Below are 26403 nucleotides of genomic sequence, written 5' to 3'. Positions count from 1 at the left end.
CTCGCCGTGCTGTGGACGACGTACGTACTGCTGACCGTGGTGCTGCTGACCGCCGTCTCCGGGCTCGACGAGGCTGCGGCTGCGGCGGTGGCGGTCGGCCTCCTCCTGACGGTGCTGATCGGCGTCCCGGTGGCGGTGGAGACGCTGACTGCGGGCAGATCGCTCGGCAAGCTGGTGTGCGGTCTGCGCGCGGTGCGGGAGGACGGCGGGCCGGTGCGGTTCCGGCACGCGCTGGTGCGCGGGCTCGTCGGGTTCGTGGAGCTTCAGATGACGGTGGGCACGGTCGCCTGTACGGCTTCGCTGGTGTCGGCGCGCGGTCGGCGGCTGGGCGACGTGTTCGCGGGGACGCTCGTCGTACGGGAACGCGCCGGGGTGGCCGCCCGGCGGACCGGTGCCGGCCGTGCGGCGCAGACGGGGGCGGGAGCCGTACGACTGCGCGGGCTGGATCTGTCCTCGGTGCCGGACTCCTTGTGGCTGGCGGTGCGCCAGTACCTGATGCGGGCGCCCCAACTCGACCCCGAGGTGCGGCAGTCGATGGGTGAACGGCTGGCCGGCGACGTCGCCGCGCACACCGGTGCCGCGGTGCCCGCCGGCCCGGACTCACTCGGTTTCCTGGTTGCGGTGGTCGCCGAGCGCCGGGCCCGCGGCGGGAGCAGCCGGGGCGGCAACGGGGCAGGTGGAGCCGGCCGGGCTGTCGTGACGGGGGCGGGGCGAGCGGATCAGGTGGTCGACAGGGCACGCCCGGTTCCGGAGGTACGGCCCACGGCGTTTGCGGAGGTACGGCCGTCGGCGCCGGGAGCCGCGGCTGCGGACGGTGGGCAGGAGTCCGCCGCCGGGAGGCGGGGCACGCAGGAGGACGGCCGCGACGGGGCCACCGGTTTCGTACCGCCCGTCTGAGGGGCCGTGCTCGGGCCACCGGGCACGGTGGCACCCCGTACGCCGCCCCGCACGCCAGGCGTCCGAAGGCGGAGGCGGTGGGTGAGAGGCGATCAGGGGAAGGACGAGGGCGGGGACTCCAGCTCCTCCAGTTCGACACCCGGCGCCGCGAGCACCACGTCGCCGGCGATGTGGACGAGCCGCTGTTCACCGGTCTGCAGATCGTTGATTCGGTAGTTATCCACAGTCAGTGGGCCGTTGTCAGTGGTGTGTGTTTCCGTTTCCACCAGTGACCAGGACTGGTCGACCGTGAGTGGCGCGAGCACGGGAGGGGTGAGGGCCACGAGTCGTACCCGAGTGGCTTCCGCGCGAGGTGCGAGCCGCAGCAGTCGTGCGGTCGCGACGAGGAAGGCGGGCGAGTTCCCGGCGAAGCCGTGGGCAGTGACGTTGCCCTGCTGGGCGTGGGCGCCGTCCGGGTCGCTGCGCACCCAGGTGACCCCGTCGAGCGCGGCGCCCCGCACCTGCCAGCCGGAGGCGTGGAGTTGGAGACGGATCGGGCGGCCGAGCTCGTCCAGAGTCAGGTCCGTCGAGCCCGTCTCGTCCCCGGACGCCGTGGTGGTCCGGGAGTAGTAGCGCCAGCCGGAGGGGCCTGTGGCGCACTGGAAGTGTTCTTCGCCGAGAGGAGCGTGGTCATGGGTGTCGTGGAGCGAGTAGCGACCGCGGGGCATGGTGGTTCCTCGATACGCCTCGCCCCCGACCCGGATGCCGGGACGGGGGCGAGACCTGCGTTTCCGTACCGCTCCCGGTGCGCCGGCCGGAGCGCGGCGCCGGGACGGTACGCCGATCAGTAGCGGTAGTGGTCGGGCTTGTACGGGCCCTCGACCGGTACGCCGATGTAGTCCGCCTGGTCCTTGCGGAGCGTCGTGAGCTTGACGCCGAGGGCGTCCAGGTGGAGGCGGGCGACCTTCTCGTCCAGCTTCTTCGGAAGCACGTAGACGTCGGTCGGGTACTCCTCCTGCTTGGTGAAGAGCTCGATCTGGGCGATTGTCTGGTTCGCGAAGGAGTTGGACATCACGAACGAGGGGTGGCCGGTGGCGTTGCCCAGGTTCAGCAGGCGGCCCTCGGAGAGGACGATGATCTTCTTGCCGTCCGGGAAGGCCCAGGTGTGCACCTGCGGCTTGACCTCGTCCTTGACGATGCCGTCGATCTGCGCGAGGCCGGCCATGTCGAGCTCGTTGTCGAAGTGGCCGATGTTGCCGACGATGGCCTGGTGCTTCATCTTGGCCATGTCCGCGGCCATGATGATGTCCTTGTTGCCGGTCGTGGTGATGAAGATGTCGGCCGTCTCGATCACGTCGTCGAGGGTGGCGACCTGGTAGCCGTCCATCGCGGCCTGGAGGGCGCAGATCGGGTCGATCTCGGTGACGATCACGCGGGCGCCCTGCGCGCGCAGGGACTCGGCGGAGCCCTTTCCGACGTCGCCGTAACCGCAGATCACTGCGGTCTTGCCGCCGATGAGCACATCGGTGGCGCGGTTGATGCCGTCCACCAGGGAGTGCCGGCAGCCGTACTTGTTGTCGAACTTCGACTTGGTGACGGCGTCGTTGACGTTGATCGCCGGGAAGAGCAGGCCGCCGGCCTGGTGCATCTCGTACAGGCGGTGGACGCCGGTGGTGGTCTCCTCGGTCACGCCGCGGATCTCCGAGGCGAGCTGGGTCCACTTCTGCGGGTTCTCGACCAGGGTGCGGTTGAGGAGCTCGAGGATGCAGCGGTGCTCGTCGTTCTCCGCGGTCTCGACCGCGGGAGCCTTGCCGTCCTTCTCGTACTCGACGCCCTTGTGGACGAGGAGGGTGGCGTCACCGCCGTCGTCCAGGATCATGTTCGGGCCGCCGGTGGGGGTGCCGGCCCAGGTCAGCGCCTGCTCGGTGCACCACCAGTACTCCTCCAGCGTCTCGCCCTTCCAGGCGAACACGGGCACGCCCTGCGGGCTGTCCGGAGTGCCGTCGGGGCCGACCGCGATGGCGGCCGCGGCGTGGTCCTGGGTGGAGAAGATGTTGCAGGAGGCCCAGCGGACCTCGGCGCCGAGGGCGACCAGGGTCTCGATGAGCACGGCCGTCTGGACCGTCATGTGCAACGAACCCGTGATGCGCGCCCCTGCGAGCGGCTGCGCGGCGGTGTACTCCGCGCGGATCGCCATCAGGCCGGGCATCTCGTGCTCGGCGAGCGAGATCTCCTTGCGGCCGAAGGCGGCGAGCGAGAGGTCCGCGACCTTGAAGTCCTGGGCGCTGTCGGTCGTCATTACGAGCTGCTCCTCGGTGTCGAGGGTGAGTGAAGGCTGGCTGGTCTGCGGCAGCGGGCAGATGATGAGGGCCGGGACCGGGATTCTTCAACTCCGCCCCGCCCGACCTCTGGACACACTGGTCCCTGGCCGCAACGCAGTCCGTCGGAGGCCCTCTCTCCCTCGGCCGCCCACTGGGTGCGCGCCCGACCGCCATCAGCAGCGACGTCTGTGACCCCCGAATCTACACGGTCGGGTCAATGCGTCGAGTCCCGGGGCACGGGCAAAGGACGGCGAATCGGGCGCCGCGCGACGCACCTGATCGTTCGCTTTCGGCCAGCCCGAGGTGTTGCCCGGTGAGGTGGGAGGGGCCGTACGATCCTGACGAACACCCGCAGCCGACGAGCTAGGAGCACCTCGTGTCCCCCACTCCGGAACCTCGTGACGCGGAGGCGGACGGCGCCGGTCCGCGCCTGCTCGCCGTCACCGCGTGTCCCACCGGCATCGCACACACCTATATGGCCGCGGAGAAGCTGACGCAGGCGGCGGAGGCTGCGGGCATCTCCGTCAAGGTGGAGACGCAGGGCTCGATCGGGGCCGAGAACGCACTGTCTGACAACGATGTCAGCAACGCGGACTACGTCATCATCGCGGCGGACAAGGAAGTCGACCTCGACCGTTTCGCCGGCAAGCGCGTACTGGCCGTCGGCGTCTCCGAAGGCATCAGCCACCCGGAGGAGTTGATCGAACGGGTGCGCACCGCTCCCGTCCACCGCGGCGGCGGAAGCGGATCCGGCCCCGGGAGCGGGGGCACCCGCGGCGCCGAGGGGGGCGGGCGGAGCCTGACGTACAAGGCGCTGATGAACGGCGTCTCGTACATGATCCCGTTCGTGGTCGTCGGCGGACTGCTGATCGCGCTGTCGCTGGCCATCGGCGGTCAGACGAGTGCCGAGGGCGGGCTGGTCATCCCGGACGGCTCCTACTGGCAGCACGTCAACGACATCGGCGTCATCGGATTCCAACTGATGGTCCCGATCCTCTCCGGCTACATCGCGTACGCGATCGGAGACCGGCCGGCGCTGGCGCCGGGCATGATCGCGGGCTGGATCGTCAACGAGGGGTCTCTCTACGACTCCGAGGCCGGAGCGGGGTTCATCGGCGCGATCGTGACCGGTTTCCTCGCCGGGCATCTGGTGCGGCTGATCAAGAAGGTGCGGGTCCCGAAGTTCGCCCAGCCGATCATGCCGATCATCGTGATCCCGATCTTCTCCACGGTGGCGCTCGGGCTTTTCGTGATCTCGGTGATCGGCCGGCCCATCGCCTGGGTCTTCGAGACGCTCACCGAGTGGCTCGGCGGTATGACGGGCACCAACGCGATCTGGCTCGGCGCCCTCATCGGTCTGATGATCGCCTTCGACATGGGCGGGCCGGTCAACAAGACCGCGTTCCTCTTCGGCGCCGGGCTGATCGAGTCGGGCAACCTCGCGGTGATGGGCATGTGCGCCGCCGCCATCCCGGTCATGCCGCTCGGCCAGGGGCTGGCGACGCTGGTGCGCCGCCGGCTGTACAACGACCAGGAGCGCGAGACGGGGATGGCCGCGCTCTTCATGGGCTTCTTCGGCATCTCCGAGGGCGCCATCCCGTTCGCCGCCGCCAGGCCCGCCCAGGTCATCCCGGCGAACATGCTCGGCGGCGCGGTCGCCGGAGGGATCGCGGGACTGGCGGGGGTCACCGACGCGGTGCCGCACGGCGGACCGATCGTCGCCGTGCTCCAGGCCGTCGGCGGGGTGCCGATGTTCTTCGTCGCCGTGATCGCCGGAACGATGGTCACCGCGCTGACGACCGTGGCGCTGGTCGAACTGACGGGCCGGAGCGGCCCGGCGGCTGCGCCCGAGGCCGCACCTTCCCCGGCAACGGCCGGCGTCGGCGCGGCGTCCGGCACAACCTCGGTGTCGACCGCGGCCACGGCGACGACCGCGGCCACCGGCGGCGGAGAGAGCCGGCCGGGCGGCGGCTACACGGCGGCCGGTCCCCCGGCGGAACGTCCCGACCGATCCGAGAGCGGCGGCAGCGACGGCCCGGAGCCCGGCAGCAAGGACCAGGTGCTCTCCGGCCACCTCACCGCCGAGACCGTAGGACTCCGGCTGGAGGCGACCGAACGGGACGCCGCGATCAGCGAGTTGGCCGCGCTGCTGGCCCGTACCGGCCGGGTGCGCGATCAGGCGGAGCTGGTACGGGTGGCGCTCGCCCGCGAGGAGCAGGGCAGCACGGGTCTGGGCGAGGAGATCGCCGTGCCGCACGCCAAGACGGACGCAGTCACCGCTCCGGTCGTCGGCTTCAGCCGGTCTCCCGACGGCATCGGCTGGAACTCGGTCGACGGCACCAGGGCACGGCTGATCTTCATGATCGCCGTTCCGGAGGCCGCTGCGGGCGACGAACATCTGCGCATCCTCGCCCAGTTGTCCAGGAAGCTCATGGACGGCGGCTTCCGCGAACGTCTGCAGTCCGCGCCCGACACGTCGGCGGTCCTCGCGGTGCTGCGGGAGATCGGCTGATCCTGCGGGACGCCGGCGTGCGGCAGGGGTGCTCCGCGTCCACCGGCCCGGAGCGAGAATTGCGTGCGCAGCCGGGCCCTGTCCCGTCCGGACCGCAGCGGCACGTCCGTACGCGCGCGGGCCGACCGGGCCCACGGGCCCGCCGCTGCCCGGGGCGGCGGCGGGTCCGCAGCGCGCGGCGGGAGCGCTCGCCGGGCGGTCGGTCCGAGCACCCCGGCGGTCACCACGCGGACGATGATCACCACGCGCCGGCGGTCACCACGCGGCGTTCAGAGCGCGACGGCGGCGCGGAACACGGTGCCCGTACCGCGCAGCCGTACCTCCTCGGTCGCGCCGAGGTACGCGGACTGCCCGCGACCGAGGGTGAGGGCGGCACCGTCGGCGCGGACGAGCTCCACCTCGCCGTCGGTGCAGAACAGGATCTGCGGGCTGCCCGCCGCCGGCTCGCTGTCGGCGGCGCCCGGCGCTCGCACGTACCGCGAGAGCCGGAACTCGCGCGCCGGGGTGCCGTAGACCTCCGCGCCGTCGCTGCTCGCCTCGGGGCGCAGCACGCCCGGGTCCCGGGGCTCGAAGCGCACGACGCGCAGCAGCTCGGGCACGTCCACGTGCTTGGGGGTGAAGCCGCAGCGCAGCACGTTGTCGGAGTTGGCCATCAGCTCGACCCCGAGGCCGTTCAGATACGCGTGCGGCACACCCGCGCCGAGGAAGAGCGCCTCGCCGGGCTGGAGCCGTACGTGGTTGAGCAGCAGCGCGGCCAGGAAGCCGGGGTCGCCCGGGTAGTGGTGGGCCGCGGCGGCGCAGGCGGCATAGGCGGCGGCGTGCGGGCCGCCGGCCGCGCCCAGGCGCTCTGCCGAGGCCGCGGCCCTGCGTACGGTCTCGGCGAACTCGGCGCGGTCGGTGGAGAGCACCGCGGTGAGCATCTCGCGCAGGGCGTCGGACTCGGGACGGGCGTGCAGCAGGTCGACGTACGGCTTGAGTGCGTCGATCTCCAGTGCGGCGATGATCTCGGCCGATTCGTCCGCCGGCCGGAAACCGCACAGCCCCTCGAACTCGCCGAGCGCGCAGATGAGTTCGGGCTTGTGGTTGTCGTCCTTGTAGTTGCGCTCGGGTGCCGAGGCGGGCACGCCCCGCTGCTCCTCGTCGGCGTGGCCCCGGCGGGCCCGGTCCCGGTCGGGGTGGACCTGGAGGGACAGCGGCGAGCCGGCCGCCAGCACCTTGAAGAGGAACGGCAGCCGCGGGCCGAAGGCGTCGACGGTCGCGGCGCCGAGCTCGGTGACCGGGTCTGCGGCGATGATCTCGCCCAACGGGGTCGGTGTGCCGTTCCGGTCGACGAGCGAGGGCGCCCCGGGGTGCGCGCCCATCCAGAGCTCGGCCTGCGGTTCGCCGGTGGACGGCTGTCCGAGGAGCGCGGGCAGGGCCGTGGTCGACCCCCAGGCGTACGGCCGGACTGTGTTGCTGAGGCGGTCCACTGCGTTCCTCCGGGGTGGTGCTGTACGGGTTGTGCGCCGGCCCTGCTCCCGGTGTGCTTCTCGTCCGCCCCGGGTCTCCGGCCCGCGGCGGGCCGCGGCGGGCCCGGTCGGGCCGCGGCGGGCCCGGTCGGGTCGCGGGAGGTGGAGCGGGTCGGGGCGGCGCGGCGGGCAGGGGCGGCACGGCGGCTGCGGGCGCTCCCCCGAGCACTGTGCGCGAAGTGTGCGGCGAAATCAGGGATTCGGAGTGAGCCCGAGGTAAACCGCGGCGAAATCGACCGTGGCGATGAGCTCCGCGGCGGCTTCCAGCGGGCTGCTCCCCGGCTCCGCCTCGATCTCCGTGACACCCGCGGAGTGCGCGTACGCCAGCTCGCGCGCGGCCGGCGCGGCGGAGCCCGCTGCCGGAGTCCGCTCGTGCAGCAGGACCGCCAGGGCGCGCAGCGCTTCGGGCTCCTCCACCCGGTCGCGGAAGATGTCGTCCTCGCCGCCACCCGCGAACTCGCCGCTCAGCAGCGCCCGGTGGGTCACCAGCGCCTCGGGCAGCGGCGCGCTGGCGGCGGGACGGCCGGCAGCAGCGCCGAGCATCGTGGCGAAATGCCTTCCCACCGCGTCGGCGACCGGGGTCTCGCTCCAGATCAGCGGGAGCGCGTCGGCGAGCTCCTGCGCCAGGGACTTGGCGGCATTCTCGTGGGTGGGGATCGCCGGACCGCAGCGGCCGGCCACCTCGTCGAGCCGGGTGGCGAGCGCCTGGACTGCGTCGGGCGGGGTGTGGCCGAGGCCGAGCCGGTCGGTCAGCATCAGGAGCGGGGTGAGCAGGGCCCACAGGCCGCCCGGCACCATCGTCGACTGCTCCGCGTCCGGCACCTCGTGCTGCAACCTCGCGGTCCCGGGTGCGGTCGCGAGGGGTACGGCCAGGCCACGCGGCGGGCTGATCGTCGCGCTGACGGCGCTCGCGGGCGGAGCCACCGCGAGTACGGTGCAGCCCCGGCGGTACGCCTGCTCGGCCAGCGCCACCAGTCCCGGCTCGGCGCCGTCGTGGGTGAGAACCAGGAGCAGGTCGACCGGGCCGGCCCAGCCCGGCAGCGTCCAGCGCAGCTCGACGGCCGAGGCCCCCGTGCCGGAGGGACGCAGCGGGGTGACCGGGACGGAACCGTTGGTGAACGCGCCGAGCAGGTCGGCCGCGCAGCCGACGCTCGGGCCGGGCCCCGCGACCAGCAGCGCACGCGGACGCCCGTCCGGCCGCAGCTCGCCCAGGCCGGCCTCGGCGGCGAGCCCGGCCGCGCTGCGGCTCAGTGCACCGGACTCGGCCGCACCCCGCAGGAGACCTCCGCGGTCCAGCGCGGTGAGGGCGTCGGGATCGTCCAGGACCGAGTCGTCCAACATCGGCTGCTCCTCACGGCTGGGGCTGTCGCTGGATCGTGCCGGATCGGGGAACGGTGCCGGCCCGGCGCCTCGCAGGGCGCCGGCGGCCGGGGACCGCGCGGGTGCCGGGAACCGCGCACCCGGAGAACGGGCCCGCCGGTCCGTGCCCGGACCACTGCCCTAGTCGGGGCGGCGGGCCTCGTCGACGAGCAGGACGGGGATGCCGTCGCGCACCGGGTAGACCAGACCACAGCCCGCCTCGGCGGTGCAGCGCAGCTCGCTCCCGGGCTCGTCCTTCTCGCCTGCGGATGCTTCGGCGGCGGGCTCCTCGCGGAGGGCGGCATGACATGCCGGACAGGCGAGGATCTCCAGGAGACCGGCTTCGAGCGGCATGAGCGTCCCTTCGGGTGGGCTTGACGGCTGGCCCCAGAGTACCGCCGGCGACCGGCCCGCGGCCTCCCCCGGCGTGATCGCGGGCGGGTGGCGAGCAGCGCGTGCCGCGACTCGGCCGGGCTGTCGGGCTGTCGGGCTGCCCCGGGGCGTACGCCCGGGACCGAGACACGCGCGCCCCGGGCCGCCCGCGAGTCGCCGGCGGCCCGAGGGGGTGCCTCAGGCGCGTACGAGCGCCAGCACTTCCTCCCGCACCCGCCGGACTCCTTCCTCGTCCTTCGCCTCGACGTTGAGCCTCAGCAGGGGCTCGGTGTTGGAGGCACGGATGTTGAACCACCAGTCCGGGCCGGTGACGGTGAGTCCGTCGAGCCGGTCCAGGCTCACACCCTCACGGTCGGCGTAGGTCTCCTCGACGGCGGACAGACGACCGGCCTGGTCCTCGACCGTGCTGTTGATCTCGCCGGAGCTGGCGTAGCGGTCGTACTCGGCAACCAGCCCGGAGAGCGGGCCCTGCTGCCCGCCGAGCGCGGCGAGCACGTGGAGCGCGGCGAGCATGCCGGTGTCGGCGTTCCAGAAGTCGCGGAAGTAGTAGTGGGCGGAGTGCTCGCCGCCGAAGATGGCGCCCGTCCTGGCCATCTCGGCCTTGATGAAGGAATGGCCGACTCTGGTGCGCACGGCGGTGCCGCCCGCTTCGGCGACCACCTCGGGCACGGAGTGCGAGGTGATGCAGTTGTGGATGATCGTGCCGCCCCGGTGCTTGGCGAGTTCGCGGGAGGCGACGAGCGCGGTGATCGCGGAGGGAGAGACCGGTTCACCCCGCTCGTCGACCACGAAGCAGCGGTCGGCGTCTCCGTCGAAGGCGAGGCCGAGGTCGGCGCCGGTCTCACGGACCCGCTGCTGCAGGTCGACGATGTTGGCGGGGTCGAGCGGGTTGGCCTCGTGGTTGGGGAAGGTGCCGTCCAGCTCGAAGTACATCGCGTCCAGCGTCAGCGGCAGCCCGTCGAAGACCGTCGGCACGGTGTGGCCGCCCATGCCGTTGCCGGCGTCGACCACGACGCGCAGCGGCCGGATGCCCCCGATGTCGACCAGCCCGCGCAGATAGGCGGCGTAGTCGTCGAGGACGTCACGTGCGGTCAGCGAGCCGGCCGGCGCGTCGGTCGCGGGCGGACCCGACTCGGCCCAGCTCTCCACGAGTTCACGGATCTCGCCGAGCCCGGTGTCCTGGCCGACCGGCGCGGCTCCGGCGCGGCAGAGTTTGATGCCGTTGTACCGGGCCGGGTTGTGGCTCGCGGTGAACATCGCGCCGGGCAGGTCGAGTTGACCGCTGGCGAAGTACAGCTGGTCGGTGGAGCAGAGGCCGATTTCGGTCACGTCGGCGCCACGCTCGGCGGCACCGCGCGCGAACGCGCGCGAAAGACCCGGCGACGAGGGACGCATATCGTGGCCGACGACGATCGCGTCCGCCCCGGTCACCTCGACGAAAGCGGCTCCGAAGAGCCGCGCCAAGGCCTCGTCCCACTGGTCGGGAACCACTCCGCGGATGTCGTACGCCTTCACGATCTGCGACAAGTCGGGCACAGTCCACCCCTCCTGAGTTCTGGAGGGGCCAAAGTACCTTCCGCCCATGACGAGCGGACCTCACGGCTCGGACTCGCGGCCCGGACCGACCGGCCAACCCGCCCCGCCCGGCCCGGACTTCGGCGCAGATCCACTCGGACTGCCGGCACACGGCGGTACGGCCGCCGACGCACGGCAGGCACCGACGCGGCGGGGAGGGCTCCGGAGCGGCCCGGCAGGCGTCAGCGCGACGTCGGAACGCGTCAACCGGTGGGCGGCTCAGCAGTCGGAAGGCGTCAGCCGTCGGAAGGCGCCAGCGATCGCACGGGACTCGGGGTCCGGTGAGCGGCTCAGGGGTCCGGGGAGCGCAGCACGCGCAGATGCCCGCGCCTGCCCACCTCTACCGGAGCGGCGCTGCGACCTCTCGGCTCGCTCGTCGGGCGGGGGCGCGGCGTGCGCGCCGCTTCCCGCACGGCATCCGCCAGCGCTTCCAGATCGTCGCCGCCGGGGCGGGCGGTGCCCGCGTCGACCGGCAGACGTACGACCTCCCAACCGCGCGGAGCGGTCAACCGCTCCGAGTGCTCGGAGCACAGGTCGTAGCAGTGGGGCTCGGCGTAGGTGGCGAGCGGACCCAGCACGGCCGTCGAGTCCGCGTAGACGTACGTCAGCGTCGCCACGGCAGGACGGCCGCACGCGGTGCGCGAACAGCGACGTACAGGGCTCACGACGATGGACGGTACCGCACTCTTGAACGGGCTGCGATGACTCTCCGCGCCGTCACCCGGTCGTGTCGCCTGGTTAGCCCGTTATGCCCGGAACGGTAGTCGCGGGTGTGACCTGCAGAAAGATGCAGAATCGTCTCTGCACAGGACGGTGGATCCACGAGCCCGCATCCGCCAGATGCCACGGTCTCACCTCTGGACGGCCGAGGATCGAACGAAATCGCTCCGGATATGGCAGGAAAAGCGCGCACAAATGCGAAGCGCACGGTCATCCGCGGACATCCGGCGCCGCTCGGAGGCGACCGGCGGTGGCTTTCACGCTGAGGAGAAGCGTCCGGACCGATACGCTCAGGGTGATGAGCAACGCCGTCCCGCCCGGCCGGACTCCCCGCAGGGCGCCTCACAGAGACCGCCACGGCCGAGGTATGCGCGGCCCGGTGGCGCCTCCTCAGGTCCCCCTCTCGCTGAGTCGCGCCGACTCCTTCGACAATCTGGTCCGCGATTCGGCGGACCGCCTCGAGCGGCAGTGGCCGCAGCTCTCCGGCGTCTACTTCGCGGTGCAGGACGTACCGCTGCTCGGGCCGAGCCCCGCCGGCGCCGCGGAGGAGGCGGGCGGCCAGGTGCCGCTCGGGCGGCTGCTGCCGGCCAAGGGCGACCGCCCGGACTGCGTCATCGTCTACCGCCGGCCCGTCGAGCTGCGTACCAAGACCCGCGAGGAGCGGGCGCTGCTCGTGCACGAGGTCGTGGTGGAGCAGGTCGCCGAGCTGATGGGGCTCTCGCCCGAGTCCGTCGACCCCCGCTACGGGCAGGACTGACCCGGGGTCAGCTCCCTCCGTTGAGCACCGTCAGATCCTGCCGCGCGCCGGGCACGGCGACCGTGCTCCGGTCGTCCGGATAGGTCTGCACCGTGAACATCGGTACGTCCTTGGCGCTGCCGCTTCCCTTGGACTTCACCGTGCGCGCCAGGTGCACGGGGCCGCCCGACAGCCGTTCCACAGTGTAGGCGAAGTGCCCCTTGGCACCGTCCGGCCGGAGATCGTCCACCAGCCTGGTGGTGCCTGCCTTCAGCGTGTAGGTCTTCTTCGCCGGCTTCCCGCCCTCGCTGCCCGCCGATGCCGTCACCCTGACCTTCGCGGTGCCGGCCGGCGCGACCAGCGAGAGCGAGCTGTCCTTGCCCTCGCTGCCCGCGGCGGTGGCACGCGAGGTGACGGCCTCGGTGGCGGGGATGAAGGCGGTCTCCTGCTTCTCGCCCTTGCCGCGCAGTACGCGCAGGGTCGCCACCACGGGCGAGCCGGAACCGTCTTCACTCGGTTCGAGGACGAGCGAGCCCGCCTCTCCCCGGGTGAGGTTCTTGAGATCGACGGCGGTCGTCATTCCGCTCTTGACGTGCAGGGTCTCGTTCCCGGCGGGGGAGATCGAGCTGGTGGGGCCGGCGAACTTGACCGCGAGCTCCGCGTCCTTGCCGCCGGTGGCGTGTGCGACGAGCCGCACCCCGGTGGCGTCCGCGGGGATGCCGGGCAGCACGAGCCGCTCCTCGGACCGCGCGGAGGCGGCGATCCAGTCGCTGCCCAACTCCTCGTCCACTGCCTGGATCTGGGCGCCGACCCGCCCCGCACGGACCGCGACGTTGAGGCTGACGTTCGTCGCCGGCTTGGCGGTGAGGGTGGAGAGCAGCACCGGAATGGTGGCGCCGCCCGGGACGTTGAGGCCGGTACCGCTGTCGGTGCGCAGCTCGCCGTCCTTGCCGTAGACCTGGAGGTCGACGGTGGCGGGCGCCTTGTCCGGGTTGGTGAGGTGCACGTAGTCGTGCCGGCCCTCGGCGGTGCTGACCCCGGTGAACCAGAAGTCGGTGTCCGGTGCGGTGCAGTTGATTCCGAGCAGGCCGCGGCCGGGCCCGGCGCTGATGCTCGTGGTCTGCTGCACGGTCCAGCCCGGCGCCAGCACGCCTTCGGCCGACCCGGTGAGCGCGGGGGCGTCCGCCCGGTCCGTCTCGTGCACGAGCGGGCTGCCGGGCTTCTTCAGCGCGAGCAGCGGCTTGGGCTTCTTCTCCTTCTCGGACTCCTCCTCGTCCCGGCCGCCGTCCAACGTCCGGCGCGCGGGCAGCAGTCCGGCCGCCGCGTCCTCGCCGTCGGCGTCGCCGCTCTCGGAGGGCGCCGCGTAACCGGTGTACGTGGTGCTCGCCAGATCGGAACTGGCGGGCTGCGGGCAGACCAGCGAGGTGCGCTGCACCGGCAGCCTCGCCGCCTCGTCCCCACCGCCCGTACCGGCGGCGGGCGCCGTGAGCGAGGCGACACCGGTGACGGCGGCGAGTGCGACGAGCGCCGCGATGAGGCTGAGGGTCGTGCGGTTGAGGCTCACTGCTCGCTCCGGTTGTCGTACGGGCCGCCCTGGTTCCAGTGGGCACCGGGGTCGGCCGCGGGTGCGGGCGGTTGCGGGTGGCCGTGGCCGCCCCGCGCGGGGTCGCCCTGCTGCCCGGGCACGTACGGACCGGGGGCAGCCGGATCGTACGTGGGCTGCGGGTTCTGCGGGGCGTACGGGTCACCGGGGTACGGCGGGCCCGCCGGCGCGTCCGGGTACGGCTGCGTCTCCGGACGCGGGCCGGCGTCCGGGTAGGGGCCGGCGTCCGAGTACGGGGGGTCCGCGACGTACGGCTGCGCGTCCGGGTGCCCCTGCGCGTCCGGGTACGGGCCTGCGTCCGGGTACGGCTGTCCGGGGGCGTCCGGGTGGTCGCCGGACTGCTGCGGGCCGCCCGGCGCCGTGGCCGGAGGCAGCGGCGGTACGGGCCCGTCGGCCCCGGCTGTGGGCGACGGAGGCGCGGTCGCGGCGAGGCGGCGGGCGCGGCGGCCGGTGCCCGCTTCGGCGGACTGCTGCGGCAGCGCCGCCTCCTCCGCCTCGGGCAGATCGTCGTCGTGCTCCCTGCGGCGGCCGGGCAGAGCGAGGATCACCACCAGCACTGCGAGGGCGCACTGGGTCCACACCCAGCCGGTGCGGGTGGCCGGCGACTCGTGCGTCAGCTCCAACGTGCCGCCCGCGGCGGGGAGTTCGAAGCCCTGTGCCCAGCCGTCCACGGTGGTGGCGCTCAGTGCGGCACCGTCCAGCGTCGCCGTCCAGCCCGGGGACTCGGCGTCCGCCAACCGAAGCGTGCGCTTGCCGCTGCCGGCCGGGATCTTGGCGCGCACGTCGACCGGGCCCGCCGCGACGGGCACCGGGTCGGCGCCCTCCGCGACGATCATGACGCGAGCCACAGTGCTCTCCACGCGCCAGAGTTGGCCGCCGGACTGCTGGCTGAGACGTTCGAGGCCGGGGGTGGCGTTGAGGACACCAACCGTCTCGGACTCCCCCGCGTCGCCCGCGCGCACCAGCACGTACCGGACGCCGTAGGCGCGCAGCCGTTCGGTCTGGTCCGCGCCCGAACCCGCGACGAGGTTGGCGACCATCGCGTCCAGACCGCTGTCGCCGTCGGCGGTGCGCGCCAGGTCGCCGTCTCCCAGACGGGCGCCGGACCCCCGCACCAGCGAGTAGGACACCTCGCCCTCGGACTGCCCGGACAGCACCAGGGTGCGCGGCCGGTCCCGGGTTGCGCCCTCCTCGGCCACGAAGGCGGGGACCTGCACCGCGGAGCCGCGCCCCAGCGGGTCGCCCGCGCCCGAGACCATCCAGCCGAGCCCGCTGACCAGTGGCGCGGCCACGGCGACGACGCCGACGAGCGCGGCCACCGGCTGCCGCCAGCCGAAGCTCTGGGAGGCGACCCGGGTGCGTACACCCTCGGCACCGAGGACGGCGGCGGCGATCAGGCCCAGCCCGTACACGAGGGTGCTCGGCCCGGCCCAGCCGGAGTCGCCGGTCAGCGCGGCGAAGAGGAAACCGGTGAGGGCGACCGCCCAGGCCGCGCGGACATGCCACTGCCGTTCCGCGCGCAGCAGCGCAGCCAGTGCGGCCAGTACGACACCGACCAGCAGGACGCTGCCGGCGGCGCCGGGCCCGCCCGGGTCGAGCAGTACGAGGTCCAGCGCCGCGGCCGATCCGTTGTCGAACGCCAGTCCGGCTTCGGCGAAGAAGCGGGAAGGGTCGGCGAAAAGCGCCGTCGACCAGGGCGCGAGCACCACGATCGGGGTGAGCAGCGCCGCGGCGGCCCTGGCGACCAGCCCGGTCGCACCGCCGCCCTGTCGCAGCCGCCACACCAGCATTCCGACGACCAGGACGAACGCGATGGGCCAACTCACCGGCGTGAACGCGGTGGTGAGGGTCAGCAGCAGCGCGAACAGCCAGACCGGCCGCCAGCCGCGTCCCTCCGCGGCCCGTACGCCCGTACGCGCCAGCAGCGGCAGTACGACGGCCAGCACCGCGGTGCCCAGCCGCCCGGCGGCGAGCGCGCCGGTGGCGGCGGGCAGGAAGGCGTACGCGACCGAGGCCCAGGCGCGCAGCACGCCGGAGGCGACGAGCCCGCGGGAGGCGAAGTACGCACAGACGCCTGCGAGCGGCACGGACCCGACCAGCAGCAGCGTCATGGTCAGACCGGTGCTGCCGAGGAGCACCGTCGCCAGACCGGCGAGGATCGCCAGATACGGCGGCGCGGTCTCCGTACTGCCGACTCCGACCGGATGCCAGACGCCGACGTAGCGCGCCCACAGGTCGGCGGCGTCGGCGGGAGCGGGCAGCAACGCGCCGCCGGACAGCGCGCCGCCCGAGAGCAGCCCGCGGCAGGCGACCAGCGAGACCAGCAGCAGCACGGCGAACAGCACCGGCGCGGGCCTGCGCACCACACGCTTGATCCTGGCGAACTGCTCGACCTCGAGGAAGTCGGCGTCGTCACCGCCCGGTCCGGACTCGACGGCGCCGTGCCGACCGCCCGAGGACTGGTCCGGGTCGCTGCGACCGGAGAAGTTGGCGGCGACCTGCTCGACGGTGGCGCGCACCGTGGCACCGGGCGGCGGGAAGAGCGGTCGCAGCTCGCCGCGTTCGACGACGGGTCGGCCCCGCTTGCGTCGGGCGCTGACGATCAGCCCCGGCCGCAGCAGCGTCTTGATCAGCCCCGTGACCTCGTCCACCGCCTGGCCCGGCACCTTGCCGACGAGGTACGCGAGGGTGCGCAGCAGCGTTCCGACGACCAGCCGCATCAGCACCCAGGGCAGGGTGCGGCCGGGGGCGTTGGCCAGCAGGGTGTAGACCGCGCCGGCCTTGTCGACGCGGTGCGGGCCGACCACCGTGCGGCCGGCGCAGTCGATCGGACGCCGTTCCCGTGCGGAGGCCTCCGCGTGCCGCAGCACCGCCGCGGGGGCGACGAGGACCTGGTGGCCGGCGTTCTGTGCACGCCAGCACAGGTCGACGTCGTCGCGCATCAGCGGCAGCCTGCGGTCGAAGCCGCCCAGCTCCTCGAAGAGGTCGCGGCGGATCAGCATTCCCGCGGTGGAGACCGAGAGCACCTGACGGACCTGGTCGTGCTGCCCCTGGTCCTGCTCCCGGCGGTCCAGACCCGTCCAGCGGCGGCCGGAGTTGGCGATGGAGACGCCCGTCTCCAGCAGCTGGCGGTTGTTGTACCAGCTGCGGAGCTTGGTGCCGATGATCCCGGCGGAGGGCGTGCCGTCGGCGACCTTGAGCAGTTCCAGCAGGGCGTCGGGCTCGGGGGCGCAGTCGTCGTGCAGCAGCCACAGCCACTGGACGGGCTCGCCGTACGGCAGCTCCGGCATGTCGTACGCCTCGTCGCGCCAGGTCCGGCTGACCGGGTCCCAGCCGCTGGGTCGCTTGAGGTACGTCAGCTGGTCCGGCGTCAGCGGAGCGGCGGTGCGTACGGCCTCGTCGACCGCAGTGCCGAAGCCGGAACGGCGGGCGAGGTGCAGCACGCGGTCGGTACCGAGGGTGTCGGCGAGCAGCTGCGCGGAGCTGTCCGCGCTGCCAGTGTCGGCGGCGACGACGTCCTGGGCGGGCCGGATCTGGCCGACGAGGCCTGCCAGCGCGTCGGGCAGCCAGCGCTCCCCGTCGTGGGCGACCAGCACGGCGGTGACGACATGCTGCGGAAACTCGGGTGCGGCCGGTGCCTGGTGGGCCGCCGAGTGGCTGTGCACGGACATCGAGCTACGGCCCCGGTGTTGGGTTGCGGGTCGACGCTTGGCGTCGCGGACGGTGCCCCACACTAATGCGGTCCGCTTCCCGCGTGCGTGCGCGGGAAGCGGACCGATGGGTGGCCCAACAGGCGGTGTGTTGTTGTTTGTTGCGACTTCGACCGGTTCGCCCCCGCGACCGTCACGCCGCCGTCGGCGCTGTTCGGCACTGCTCCTGCCGCCGCGTCGTCGTCATCCACGCCGCTCGCACCGTCCGCGCCGCCGCGCCGTCCGCGCCACCTGCGCCGTCCGCACTCCGCAGTCGCCGCCAGTCGCTGTCAGCGCTGACCGCGCCGACCGTGCGGGCGCCCGACCACGGCCGCGGCCCCGGTCGTCAGATGGCGGCCTTCTTCAGGCGTCGGCGCTCCCGCTCGGAGAGGCCGCCCCAGATCCCGAAGCGCTCGTCGTTGGCCAGGGCGTACTCCAGGCACTCGGAGCGCACCTCGCAGGCGAGGCAGACCTTCTTCGCCTCACGGGTGGAACCGCCCTTCTCGGGGAAGAAGGACTCCGGATCCGTCTGGGCGCACAGCGCTCGCTCCTGCCAGCCGAGCTCCTCGTCCGCCTCTTCGACCAGCAGTTGCTGAAACAGCTCGGTCATGCGCGCGCCCCTCGTCGGTCTTTATGTCCCCGTGACGTCGTTGTTATCGATTCCACCTGAACGACACGGGTGAAATTACAAGTGCGCCGATCCGGGCCAGTCAAGCCGAGATCTGCTATTGGGGCCGTTATTCACTCTGCGGAACCAAGGGATCGCAGTAAGTGTTCAAATCGCCACAAACTCGACAACCGGCGATGACCCCGCTCGCGATCACACCCTTGCACCTCCTCACCAAGTGAGACGAAGGCGTCCACCTGTCGAGTTCCGCCACTCCCGCCGGAGGGACGTTGATCACAGATGGGTCACAGAAGAGCAACGGCGTTTGACTGCGCGAGTGATGCGCCATGTAACCGGGATCCTCACTGCACAAACCTTTCAGCAACGAGACAGCCCGGATGGAGTGAAATATTGCACTCAGAACAGACATCAGGTTGACAGCGCCAGAAGGCTCGCGCTCTCCTGTTGTGCATGTCGGTGAACCCTGCGCTCAGCACGACCCACGCCACTGGGTCCCCTCGCGCTGCCACGGTTCGCTGTCGCTGTTGCTGTTGTTGAGGACCGACCCGTCCCCGCATCCCGGTCGACGCCGCCTCCGCGCCGCGTCCCGTACCTCCAGCGCAGCCAACTCCCGCAAGGACACTGTCTCGTGAACAGCGATGTCGAGATCGCCGGCGACCTGCTCGCCGTCACCCACCTCCTGCCGCCCGCCCCGGCGCACCCCACCACGGTCGCCGGCTTCGCCGGGCTCGCACGCACGCTCGCGGCCGACGAGGCGAACTGGCGCGCGCTCGTTCGCTACGACGCCACCACCCGCTGGTACCACCGGCTGCGCAAGGGGCCGGGTTACGAGGTGTGGCTGCTGAGTTGGCTCCCGGGGCAGCGCAGCGGGCTGCACAACCACGGCAGTTCCTCCGGGGTGCTGACCGTGCTCGACGGCGAGCTCGTCGAGCGGGCCGGCGCCGGCTCCCTTGCCCTGCGGCCCGGTTCACAGCGGTTCGTGACCCCCGGCCATGTGCACGAGGTGGCCAACGACGCCCTGCTCCCGGCCGTCAGCCTTCACGTGTACTTCCCGGGTCTGACCGAAATGCCCATGCACGACGGGCCGTTGGCCGCTTCCGCGCCCGCGGTCCCGCCGAAGGCACTCGGGGACGTCGGCGTCAGCTGACACACTGATCGGCATGCAGCGCATTGTGGTTCTGGCCGGGGGTATCGGCGGCGCCCGATTCCTTCTCGGCCTCAAACAGACAGCACCCGACGCCGAGATCACCGTGATCGGCAACACCGGTGACGACATCCACCTGTTCGGGCTCAAGGTCTGCCCGGACCTGGACACCGTGATGTACACCCTCGGCGGCGGCATCCACGACGAACAGGGCTGGGGACGGTCGGAGGAGACCTTCACCGTCAAGGAGGAGCTTGCCGCGTACGGGGTCGGACCGTCCTGGTTCGGGCTGGGCGACCGCGACTTCGCCACCCACATCGTGCGCACCCAGATGATCTCGGCCGGCTACCCGCTCAGCGCGGTGACCGAGGCGCTGTGCCGGCGATGGCAGCCGGGCGTCCGGCTGCTGCCGATGACCGACGACCGGGTCGAGACCCATGTGCTGGTCGACGACCCGGAGGCGGAGGGCGGCAGCGGCCAACGGGCCGTGCACTTCCAGGAGTACTGGGTGCGGATGCGCGCCGAGGCCCCGGCTCGGGCCGTGGTACCGATCGGCGCGGACCAGGCCGCCCCGGCACCCGGGGTGCTGGAGGCGATCGGCGCCGCCGACGTCGTGCTGTTCCCGCCGTCGAACCCGGTGGTGAGCGTGGGGACGATCCTGGCCGTACCGGGCGTCCGGGAGGCCATTGCCGACGCGGGAGTGCCGGTGGTCGGCCTCTCCCCCATCGTGGGCGGCGCCCCGGTCCGCGGGATGGCCGACCGGATGCTGGCCGCGATCGGCGTGGAGACCACCGCCGCGGCGGTGGCGCTGCACTACGGATCGGGGCTGCTGGACGGCTGGTTGGTGGACTCCACGGACGCGGAGGCCGTCGCCGAGGTGGAGGCGGCCGGGGTGCGCTGCCGGGCCGTTCCGCTGATGATGTCCGACGCGGACGCGACGGCGCGCATGGCCGCGCAGGCGCTGGAGCTGGCCGCCGAGGTGTCCGGGTGAACGGCTACCAGGTCTGGGCGCTGCCCGGCATCCCCGAGGTGGCTCCGGGGGACGACCTCGCCGCGCTGATCGCCGACGCCGCAACCTCGGACGGTATGCCGGGGCTCGCGTACGGGGACGTGCTCGTCGTCACCTCGAAGATCGTCAGCAAGGCGGAGGGCCGGGTGGTGCGCGCGGACGACCGCGAGGCCGCCATCGACGACGAGACGGTACGCGTCGTCGCCCGCCGCGGTCCCGCCCGGATCGTCGAGACCCGGCACGGCTTCGTGATGGCCGCCGCGGGCGTGGACGCCTCCAACACCCCTGCCGGTACGGTGCTGTTGCTGCCCGAGGACCCGGACGGGTCGGCCCGTCGCATCCGGGCAGGCGTACGGGAGCTGCTCGGCGTCGAGGTCGGCGTGATCGTCACCGACACCTTCGGCAGACCCTGGCGCGAGGGGCAGACGGATGTCGCCGTCGGCGCGGCCGGGGTACGGGTGCTGGACGACCAGCGCGGCGGCACCGACTCGCACGGCAATCCGCTGGAAGTCACGGTGATCGCGGTCGGCGACGAACTCGCCGGTGCCGGTGAGCTGGTGAAGGGCAAGGCCGACGGTCTGCCCGTCGCCGTGCTGCGCGGACTCCCCCAACACACCTTCGCCGACCCGGACAACGTCGAGGCCGGCGCCCCGGAGAGCGAGGACCCGACCCTCTTCGAAGGTGCGCGGGCACTGGTGCGCGAGGCGTCCATGGACATGTTCCGGCTGGGCACTTCGGAGGCCGTGCGCGAGGCGGTCGCGCTGCGCCGCACCGTGCGCGACTTCACCGCCGACCCCGTCGACAGCGCCGCCGTCCACCGCGCCGTGGCGCTCGCCGTGACCGCGCCCGCACCGCACCACACCACTCCCTGGCGGTTCGTGCTGCTGGAGAGCGAAGCGAGCCGGACGAAGCTGCTGGACGCCATGCGGGACGCCTGGATCGCCGATCTGCGCGCCGACGGCAGGACCGAGGAGAGCATCGCCAAGCGGGTCCGGCGCGGCGAGGTGCTGCGCAGGGCGCCGTACCTGGTGGTGCCCTGTCTGGTCGCGGACGGCGCGCACGACTACCCGGACGCGCGGAGAACCGCGGCGGAGCGGGAGATGTTCGTCGTCGCCGCGGGCGCGGGCGTCCAGAACCTGCTGGTGGCGCTGGCCGGCGAAGGGCTGGGGTCGGCCTGGGTGTCCTCGACGATGTTCTGCCGCGACGTCGTGCGGAAGGTGCTGGAACTACCGGCGGAGTGGGACCCGATGGGCGCGGTCGCGGTGGGACACCCGGCCGCGGGCCCCGCGCCGAGGCCGCCGCGTCGGGCGGCCGACTTCACGGTGACGCGCTGACCGGTGTATCGCCCGGACGGGCGCCCCACCGGCTCACCGGGACGAACGCGAGGCCCGCGGGCGAGCATCGACAGCCCGCGGGGAGCGCGCCTCGCGCGCCCGAGGACAATCGCGGCAGTCCGCGGGCACGGCCCCCGCCCCGAGGGCCGGCTCCCGTCCGCACTGCCCGAAAGGATGCCCGAGGCCCCTCGGGCGAGACCGACGGCCCGAGGGCGAGCGCGGCGGAACGCGTGCGCGCAACGGCCCGAGCTGAGCGCGGCGGCCCGAAGTCGAGCCCAACGCCCTCGGACAAGCGCGGCGGCTGCGGGTGGTCGTGCGCTCAGAGCCGGGCGATGTCGCCCACCGGGAACCGGGGAGCACGACGTGCCGGAACCGGCCCCTCCGCCAGCAGCAACCTGGTCGCCCGATGGCGCTGGCCGGCGTACGGGGCGAGCAGCTCCAGCATCGCGTCGTCGCCCAGACCGCGCCGACCGGTCAGTGCATAACCGATGATGCCGGGCAGATGGAGGTCGCCGACGGTCACCGCGTCCGGATCGCCGTTGCTGCGCTGAAGGGTTTCGGCGGCCGTCCAGGGACCGATGCCGGGGACGAGTTGGAGCCGGTGCAGGGCCTGCGGCAGCGCCATCCCGGCGGCCTCCTCCAGCCGGGGCGCGACCCGGCAGGCGCGGAGCACCGCGGCGGAGCGCTTGCCGTCGACGCCGGCCCGGTGCCACTCCCAGGACGGAATGTGCCGCCACTCGCGCGGGCCGGGCATCACGTACATGCCCGGCGGCAGCAGCTGCGCGGGGCCCGGCGCCGGCTCGCCGTAGCGCCTCACCAGCAACCGCCAGGCGCGGTACGCCTCGTCGGTGGTGACCTTCTGCTCCAGCACCGAGGGGATCAGCGACTCCAGCACCAGACCGGTGCGCACCAGCCGCAGACCCGGTCGGGCGCGGTGGGCCCGCAGCACCACCCGGTGCCGGGGGACGAACTCCTCGGGCCGGTCGAACTCGCCGAGCAGCGCCGGGATTCGGTCCAGCGCCCAGTCCGCGCCGCTCCCCCACGCCTCCGCGCGCACCGCTCCCGACTCAGGGGTCAGCCGCAGCGTCACCGGCCCGTCGGGCGTACGGCTCGTACGCCACAACTCGCCGTCGCACAGCCGATGGGTGGGGTCGCCGGGGCCGCGGCGCAACACCCGCAGACTGCCCGGCAGGTCGTACGGCCCGGAGGGCTCCCAGCGCCGTACGACGGGACCGGTCACGGAGCGCCGCCCGGCGCGTGCCGCGTACCCGCGGCCGGGTGCCGGGTCGTCACGGCGCGGAGAAGCGCACCGCGCCGTCGGGGATGCGGGCGTAGCACCAGATGCGTACGCCTTCCCGCAGCTCGTTGCCTTCGCCGACGATCGCGCCGTCGCCGATCACCGCGCCGTCCAGGACCGTGCCCGCGCCGATGTGCGCGCCGGCGCCGACCAGGGAGTTGCGCACCGTCGCGCCCGGCGCCACGGTCGCGTCCGCGAGGATCGTGCTGCCCTCGACGACCGCGCCCGCGCCGATCCGCGCACCGGCGCCGACCACGGAACCCGCCGTGAGCTTGGCGTCCGGAGCGACCTCCGCGCCGTCCAGCACCAGTCGCTCGCCCCGGCGGCCCGGCACGGCGGGTGAGGGGGCGCGACCGAGCACGAGGTCGGCGGAGCCGCGGACGAACGCCTGCGGGGTGCCGAGGTCGAGCCAGTAGGTGGAGTCGACCATGCCTTGAAGGTGCGCGCCCTCGGCGAGCAGTCCGGGGAAGGTCTCGCGCTCCACGGAGACGGGCCGGTCGGCGGGGATGCTGTCGATGACGGAGCGGGTGAAGACGTACGCACCGGCGTTGATCTGGTCGGTGACGATCTCCTCGGGCGTCTGCGGCTTCTCCAGGAACGCCGTCACCCGGCCCTCGCCGTCGGTCGGGACGAGGCCGAAGGCGCGCGGGTCCGCGACCCGGGTCAGATGGAGCGAGACGTCGGCGCCGCTGCCGCGATGGGTGTCGACCAGGGCCCGGATGTCCAGACCGGTGAGGATGTCGCCGTTGAAGACCAGCACCGGCTCGTCGGCGGCCGAGCGCAGCCGCGGGGCGACGTTGCGGATCGCGCCGCCGGTGCCCAGCGGCTCGTCCTCGGTGACGTACTCCAGCTCCAGGCCCAGCGCCGAACCGTCTCCGAAGTACGGCTCGAAGACCTCCGCGAGGTAGGAGGTCGCCATCACCACGTGGTCGACGCCCGCGGCCTTGGCCCTCGCGAGCTGGTGGGTCAGAAACGGCACGCCTGCGGCGGGGACCATGGGTTTCGGAGTGTTGACCGTCAGGGGGCGCAGCCGAGTGCCCTTGCCTCCGACGAGGAGTATCGCTTCTGTCACCGTGCTTCTGCTTCCTGCCGGGTCGGGGCTGCTCATCGAACGGCCAGTGTAAGCAAACGAGCAAGTGGGAGGCCCCGGGGCCAATGCCCGAAGCCTCCCGTCGCTCACGACCGCTCAACGCGGGTGCGCGCCCCTCAGCGTCCCTGGAGCCGTGCCGCCAGGGTGCGGATCTCGGGCAGCTTGGCGTAGAGCTTGGCGCCGGGGCACTCGGTGGCGAAGCCGTCGCGGTGTCCCGCGACCGCCCGCATCTTGACCTTGGTGCCGGCCGGCCACTTGCCGCCGCCCGAGGTGAGGGTGACGCTGCCGACCGGATTCAGTCCGTGCAGGCCGAGCTTCCAGGCGATGAGCTTGGCGACGCCCTCCACCGCGGCCTTCGGCGGCTCGGTCGAGCCGAAGGAGCCGAGTACCGCGATGCCCGTGGTGTTGCTGTTGAAGCCGTACGTGTGGGCGCCGAGCACCGCCTTGGCCACGCCGCCGGCCCGGCCCTCGTAGATCTGGCCGCACTTGTCGACCAGGAAGTTGTAGCCGATGTCCCGCCAGCCCAGGCTGCGCACGTGGTACTGGTAGATGCTCCTGATCACCGAAGGGGCCTGTGCGCAGGTGTAGTTGTTGCTCTCCGCGGTGTGGTGCACGAACGCGGACTTCACGGTGGTGGTGTAGCCGAAGCCCGGCTCGCGCCAGGACTCGTTGGCTCCCCAGCCCGCGCGGGTGACGATGCCCGGGCGCGGCCCGATGGGCTCGGCGTTGGCGTCGGTGCCGCCCTGCGGCGCGGCGAGGTTCTGCCGCGGTGCCTCCGGGGGGATGCGTTCGGCGCCCAGCTCGGCGAGCTGAGAGTTCACCGCGCTGCTCGCAACGGCCTGTCCGCCGAGTCCGGAGGCGGGGCCGCCGGGCTTGCCGTCGACGGCGGCGCGCGGCACGGCACTTCCCTTGCCCGGACCGGACGGCGCGCTCCCGTTCGCCGCGTTCGCCCTGTCCGTCGCGTGATCCCCGCGCGAGACGGGTGCGGCGGGTTCGGCCGTGGTGCCGGGGTCGATCAGGGCCAGCCGCAGTCCGGCGGGCAGCTCGGCGTTCGAGCCGCTCCCGGATGCGAGCCGTACGTCGACCGCGTCGGACTCGCCGACCCACAGCGGGGCCGTACTGCCGCGTACGCCGCCGCCCTCGGCCGAGGTCGGGTCGGGGGCGTCGGTGGCGTGGTGGGAGAGCTCGGACCAGCCCGTCCACCGCCCGGTGGCGCCGGAGCGGGTACGCACCTCGACGTGGTCCGCCAGTTCCTGCTCCGCGTCGTCCCACACCACGCCGAGCATCGAGAACGAGGTGACCCCCCGCGCTCCGAGCCGACCGCCCTCGGTGAGCCCGGCGCGGTCCTTCCCGCTCAGCGAGGAGAGGGGCAACGTCCGGGTGCGGGCGGGGCGTTCGGCCCGCCCGGTGTCGGCGGTACGTGCGCGGGTCGCGGTGTTCGACGCGGCGAGGCCGGCCGCAACGGCGGAGGTGGTGTCGGTACGGGTGGGCAGTTCGGTCGCGGGCGCGGGCTGGGCCGCCGCGGGCTGGGCCAGCGGGACGATCAGCGCGGCCGTGCAGAGGGAACCGACTGTGGCAGCAAGGAGTGCACGCATACCAAGAGCCTGTACATACAGGGACAAATCTGTCTATTCGTCAGCTGACGGGCCGTCGGGTGACACGCCGTCACACCTGCTTGACCCGTCCGGAGCGGCGGAGTCCCGACGACTGCGCACGGACCGCCCGCTGGATACGCTGGCTCCATGCACGCCACTGATTCCACCCCCGCCGACCTGCTGCGTTCGACCCTCGCGGCGGACCCCTCCCGCCCGCTGGTGACGTACTACGACGACGCGACCGGCGAGCGCGTGGAACTTTCCGTCGCCACCTTCGCCAATTGGGTGGCGAAGACCGCCAACCTCCTCCAGGACGAACTGTCCGTCGAGCCGGGCGACCGGCTCGCGCTGCTGCTGCCGGCACACTGGCAGACCGCGGTCTGGCTGCTCGCCGGCTCGTCGGTGGGAGTGGTGGTGGAGCCGCAGGGCGACCCGGCGGCGGCCGATCTCGTGGTCAGCGGCCCGGACAGCCTCCAGGAGGCGCGGCGCTGCGGCGGCGAGCGGATCGCGCTCAGCCTGCGACCGCTGGGCGCGCGGTTCCCGCAGCCGCCGGAGGGCTTCGTCGACTACGCGGTCGAAGTGCCGGGCCAGGGCGACCGGTTCAGCCCGTACGTACCGGTGGAGGGCCGGTCGCCGTCGCTGGTCATCGGCGGCAGAACGCTGAGCGGCGCGCAGGTCGTCGAGCAGGCCAGGGGGGACGCCGCCGCGTTGGGACTGACCGCGGGGTCCCGAGTGCTCTCGGTGCGCGAGTACGACGACTGGACCGGCATCTCCCGCGGACTGCTCGCCCCGCTGGCGGCCGGCGCCTCGGTGGTGCTCAACCGCAACGCCGACCGACTGGACGCCGACGCGCTCGCCGCTCGCCGGGAGAGCGAGCGCATCACTCACACGGCGTAGCGGCGGTGGTGGGCGGCGGCGGACGCCCCGAGGATCGCTGGAGGACCTGTCCCGGATTCGAGGCGGGTCCTCGCACACCCCGGCGGTCGCCGGCGCCCGGCAGGGCCGCCGGGCGGC

The 26403-nt window shown here is 73.1% G+C and carries 20 protein-coding genes (1 of these 20 running past the window's edge); 7 read left to right on the top strand and 13 right to left on the bottom strand.

Translation table 11 applies throughout. From position 1 onward, the window contains the following. A protein-coding gene (locus tag JGS22_RS13750) for an RDD family protein (RefSeq protein ID WP_211042031.1) crosses the window boundary here: on the top strand, positions 1–897 show its 3' portion. The gene continues 87 nt to the left of window position 1, outside the view; 897 of the gene's 984 nt are visible here — the last part of the coding sequence; the start codon falls outside the window, past its left edge; it ends in the stop codon at positions 895–897. A gap of 92 nt (positions 898–989) precedes the next feature. Here the strand turns inward: JGS22_RS13750 and JGS22_RS13745 are convergent, their stop codons facing one another. Together JGS22_RS13745 and ahcY are read right to left on the bottom strand one after the other, a co-directional pair. Then, positions 990–1604 (bottom strand): hypothetical protein, encoded by a 615-nt coding sequence (locus JGS22_RS13745; protein WP_211042030.1) that lies wholly within the window; start codon positions 1602–1604, stop codon positions 990–992. A 116-nt stretch (positions 1605–1720) separates the two neighbouring features. After that, on the bottom strand, positions 1721–3175 hold the full coding sequence (gene ahcY, locus JGS22_RS13740) for an adenosylhomocysteinase (protein WP_211042029.1): 1455 nt from the start codon (positions 3173–3175) through the stop codon (positions 1721–1723). A gap of 497 nt (positions 3176–3672) precedes the next feature. Here ahcY and JGS22_RS13735 point away from each other — a divergent pair, with 497 nt between their 5' ends. Next, a complete protein-coding gene (locus tag JGS22_RS13735) occupies positions 3673–5709 on the top strand; it encodes a fructose-specific PTS transporter subunit EIIC (protein ID WP_211042034.1) in 2037 nt (678 codons plus the stop codon). A gap of 269 nt (positions 5710–5978) precedes the next feature. On the opposite strand, the gene manA is transcribed toward JGS22_RS13735, so the two are convergent. The 5 genes from manA to JGS22_RS13710 form a co-directional block, all read right to left on the bottom strand. Beyond that, entirely contained in the window at positions 5979–7178 is a 1200-nt protein-coding gene (gene manA / locus JGS22_RS13730) for a mannose-6-phosphate isomerase, class I (protein ID WP_211042028.1), read from the bottom strand. A 231-nt stretch (positions 7179–7409) separates the two neighbouring features. Then, positions 7410–8558 (bottom strand): SIS domain-containing protein, encoded by a 1149-nt coding sequence (locus tag JGS22_RS13725; RefSeq protein ID WP_211042027.1) that lies wholly within the window; start codon positions 8556–8558, stop codon positions 7410–7412. Between the two features lie 159 nt (positions 8559–8717). After that, positions 8718–8930 carry a Trm112 family protein gene (locus tag JGS22_RS13720; protein ID WP_211042026.1) on the bottom strand — a complete coding sequence of 71 codons (213 nt, stop codon included), beginning with the start codon at positions 8928–8930 and terminating at the stop codon, positions 8718–8720. Positions 8931–9146: 216 nt separating this feature from the next. Next, the gene (locus tag JGS22_RS13715; RefSeq protein ID WP_211042025.1) at positions 9147–10505 is read right to left on the bottom strand and encodes a phosphomannomutase/phosphoglucomutase; all 1359 of its coding nucleotides are present in this window, start codon (positions 10503–10505) and stop codon (positions 9147–9149) included. Positions 10506–10834: 329 nt separating this feature from the next. Further along, the gene (locus tag JGS22_RS13710; protein ID WP_211042033.1) at positions 10835–11215 is read right to left on the bottom strand and encodes a DUF3499 domain-containing protein; all 381 of its coding nucleotides are present in this window, start codon (positions 11213–11215) and stop codon (positions 10835–10837) included. A 347-nt stretch (positions 11216–11562) separates the two neighbouring features. Here JGS22_RS13710 and JGS22_RS13705 point away from each other — a divergent pair, with 347 nt between their 5' ends. After that, positions 11563–12021 (top strand): metallopeptidase family protein, encoded by a 459-nt coding sequence (locus tag JGS22_RS13705; RefSeq protein WP_211042024.1) that lies wholly within the window; start codon positions 11563–11565, stop codon positions 12019–12021. 7 nt (positions 12022–12028) lie between these two features. Here the strand turns inward: JGS22_RS13705 and JGS22_RS13700 are convergent, their stop codons facing one another. From JGS22_RS13700 to JGS22_RS13690, 3 genes are all read right to left on the bottom strand, one after another. Then, entirely contained in the window at positions 12029–13564 is a 1536-nt protein-coding gene (locus tag JGS22_RS13700; protein WP_211042023.1) for a DUF5719 family protein, read from the bottom strand. Beyond that, complete coding sequence (locus tag JGS22_RS13695) at positions 13561–17274, bottom strand: glycosyltransferase family 2 protein (RefSeq protein WP_216814980.1); 3714 nt, start codon at positions 17272–17274, stop codon at positions 13561–13563. Before JGS22_RS13695 ends, JGS22_RS13700 begins: the two co-directional genes overlap by 4 nt. 364 nt (positions 17275–17638) lie before the next feature. Further along, positions 17639–17902, bottom strand: coding sequence for a WhiB family transcriptional regulator (locus tag JGS22_RS13690; RefSeq protein ID WP_016910644.1), 264 nt, complete (start codon positions 17900–17902; stop codon positions 17639–17641). A gap of 646 nt (positions 17903–18548) precedes the next feature. On the opposite strand from JGS22_RS13690, the gene JGS22_RS13685 reads away from it, so the two are divergent. The 3 genes from JGS22_RS13685 to JGS22_RS13675 are packed head-to-tail and all read left to right on the top strand — an operon-like array spanning position 18549 to position 21407. Then, a complete protein-coding gene (locus tag JGS22_RS13685; RefSeq protein ID WP_211042021.1) occupies positions 18549–19067 on the top strand; it encodes a cysteine dioxygenase in 519 nt (172 codons plus the stop codon). 13 nt (positions 19068–19080) lie between these two features. Further along, positions 19081–20055: a 2-phospho-L-lactate transferase gene (cofD, locus tag JGS22_RS13680; RefSeq protein WP_211042020.1), complete on the top strand. Its 975-nt coding sequence runs from the start codon at positions 19081–19083 to the stop codon at positions 20053–20055. After that, positions 20052–21407 carry a coenzyme F420-0:L-glutamate ligase gene (locus JGS22_RS13675; RefSeq protein ID WP_211042019.1) on the top strand — a complete coding sequence of 452 codons (1356 nt, stop codon included), beginning with the start codon at positions 20052–20054 and terminating at the stop codon, positions 21405–21407. The genes cofD and JGS22_RS13675 overlap by 4 nt, the downstream gene beginning before the upstream one ends. 319 nt (positions 21408–21726) lie before the next feature. Here the strand turns inward: JGS22_RS13675 and JGS22_RS13670 are convergent, their stop codons facing one another. The 3 genes from JGS22_RS13670 to JGS22_RS13660 form a co-directional block, all read right to left on the bottom strand. Continuing rightward, a complete protein-coding gene (locus tag JGS22_RS13670) occupies positions 21727–22647 on the bottom strand; it encodes a DNA-3-methyladenine glycosylase family protein (RefSeq protein WP_211042018.1) in 921 nt (306 codons plus the stop codon). 49 nt (positions 22648–22696) lie between these two features. Continuing rightward, the gene (gene manB, locus JGS22_RS13665) at positions 22697–23776 is read right to left on the bottom strand and encodes a mannose-1-phosphate guanylyltransferase (protein ID WP_308405658.1); all 1080 of its coding nucleotides are present in this window, start codon (positions 23774–23776) and stop codon (positions 22697–22699) included. 134 nt (positions 23777–23910) lie between these two features. Beyond that, on the bottom strand, positions 23911–25389 hold the full coding sequence (locus JGS22_RS13660) for an N-acetylmuramoyl-L-alanine amidase (protein ID WP_211042016.1): 1479 nt from the start codon (positions 25387–25389) through the stop codon (positions 23911–23913). A gap of 147 nt (positions 25390–25536) precedes the next feature. Here JGS22_RS13660 and JGS22_RS13655 point away from each other — a divergent pair, with 147 nt between their 5' ends. Then, a complete protein-coding gene (locus JGS22_RS13655; RefSeq protein WP_211042015.1) occupies positions 25537–26286 on the top strand; it encodes a TIGR03089 family protein in 750 nt (249 codons plus the stop codon). Positions 26287–26403 lie beyond the last annotated feature (117 nt).

It is taken from the genome of Streptomyces tardus, from assembly GCF_018101125.2.
GTDB lineage: Bacteria > Actinomycetota > Actinomycetes > Streptomycetales > Streptomycetaceae > Streptomyces > Streptomyces tardus.
This window is presented reverse-complemented; position numbering and strand designations above follow the sequence as displayed.

What these genes read in the sequence shown, in the direction of transcription:
- JGS22_RS13745 (WP_211042030.1), bottom strand. Translation starts at nt 1,604, where the DNA reads ATGCCCCGCGGTCGCTACTCGCTCCACGACACCCATGACCACGCTCCT.
- ahcY (WP_211042029.1), bottom strand. Translation starts at nt 3,175, where the DNA reads ATGACGACCGACAGCGCCCAGGACTTCAAGGTCGCGGACCTCTCGCTC.
- JGS22_RS13735 (WP_211042034.1), top strand. Translation starts at nt 3,673, where the DNA reads ATGGCCGCGGAGAAGCTGACGCAGGCGGCGGAGGCTGCGGGCATCTCC.
- JGS22_RS13725 (WP_211042027.1), bottom strand. Translation starts at nt 8,558, where the DNA reads ATGTTGGACGACTCGGTCCTGGACGATCCCGACGCCCTCACCGCGCTG.
- JGS22_RS13720 (WP_211042026.1), bottom strand. Translation starts at nt 8,930, where the DNA reads ATGCCGCTCGAAGCCGGTCTCCTGGAGATCCTCGCCTGTCCGGCATGT.
- JGS22_RS13705 (WP_211042024.1), top strand. Translation starts at nt 11,563, where the DNA reads ATGAGCAACGCCGTCCCGCCCGGCCGGACTCCCCGCAGGGCGCCTCAC.
- JGS22_RS13695 (WP_216814980.1), bottom strand. Translation starts at nt 17,274, where the DNA reads ATGTCCGTGCACAGCCACTCGGCGGCCCACCAGGCACCGGCCGCACCC.
- JGS22_RS13690 (WP_016910644.1), bottom strand. Translation starts at nt 17,902, where the DNA reads ATGACCGAGCTGTTTCAGCAACTGCTGGTCGAAGAGGCGGACGAGGAG.
- cofD (WP_211042020.1), top strand. Translation starts at nt 19,081, where the DNA reads ATGCAGCGCATTGTGGTTCTGGCCGGGGGTATCGGCGGCGCCCGATTC.
- JGS22_RS13660 (WP_211042016.1), bottom strand. Translation starts at nt 25,389, where the DNA reads ATGCGTGCACTCCTTGCTGCCACAGTCGGTTCCCTCTGCACGGCCGCG.
- JGS22_RS13655 (WP_211042015.1), top strand. Translation starts at nt 25,537, where the DNA reads ATGCACGCCACTGATTCCACCCCCGCCGACCTGCTGCGTTCGACCCTC.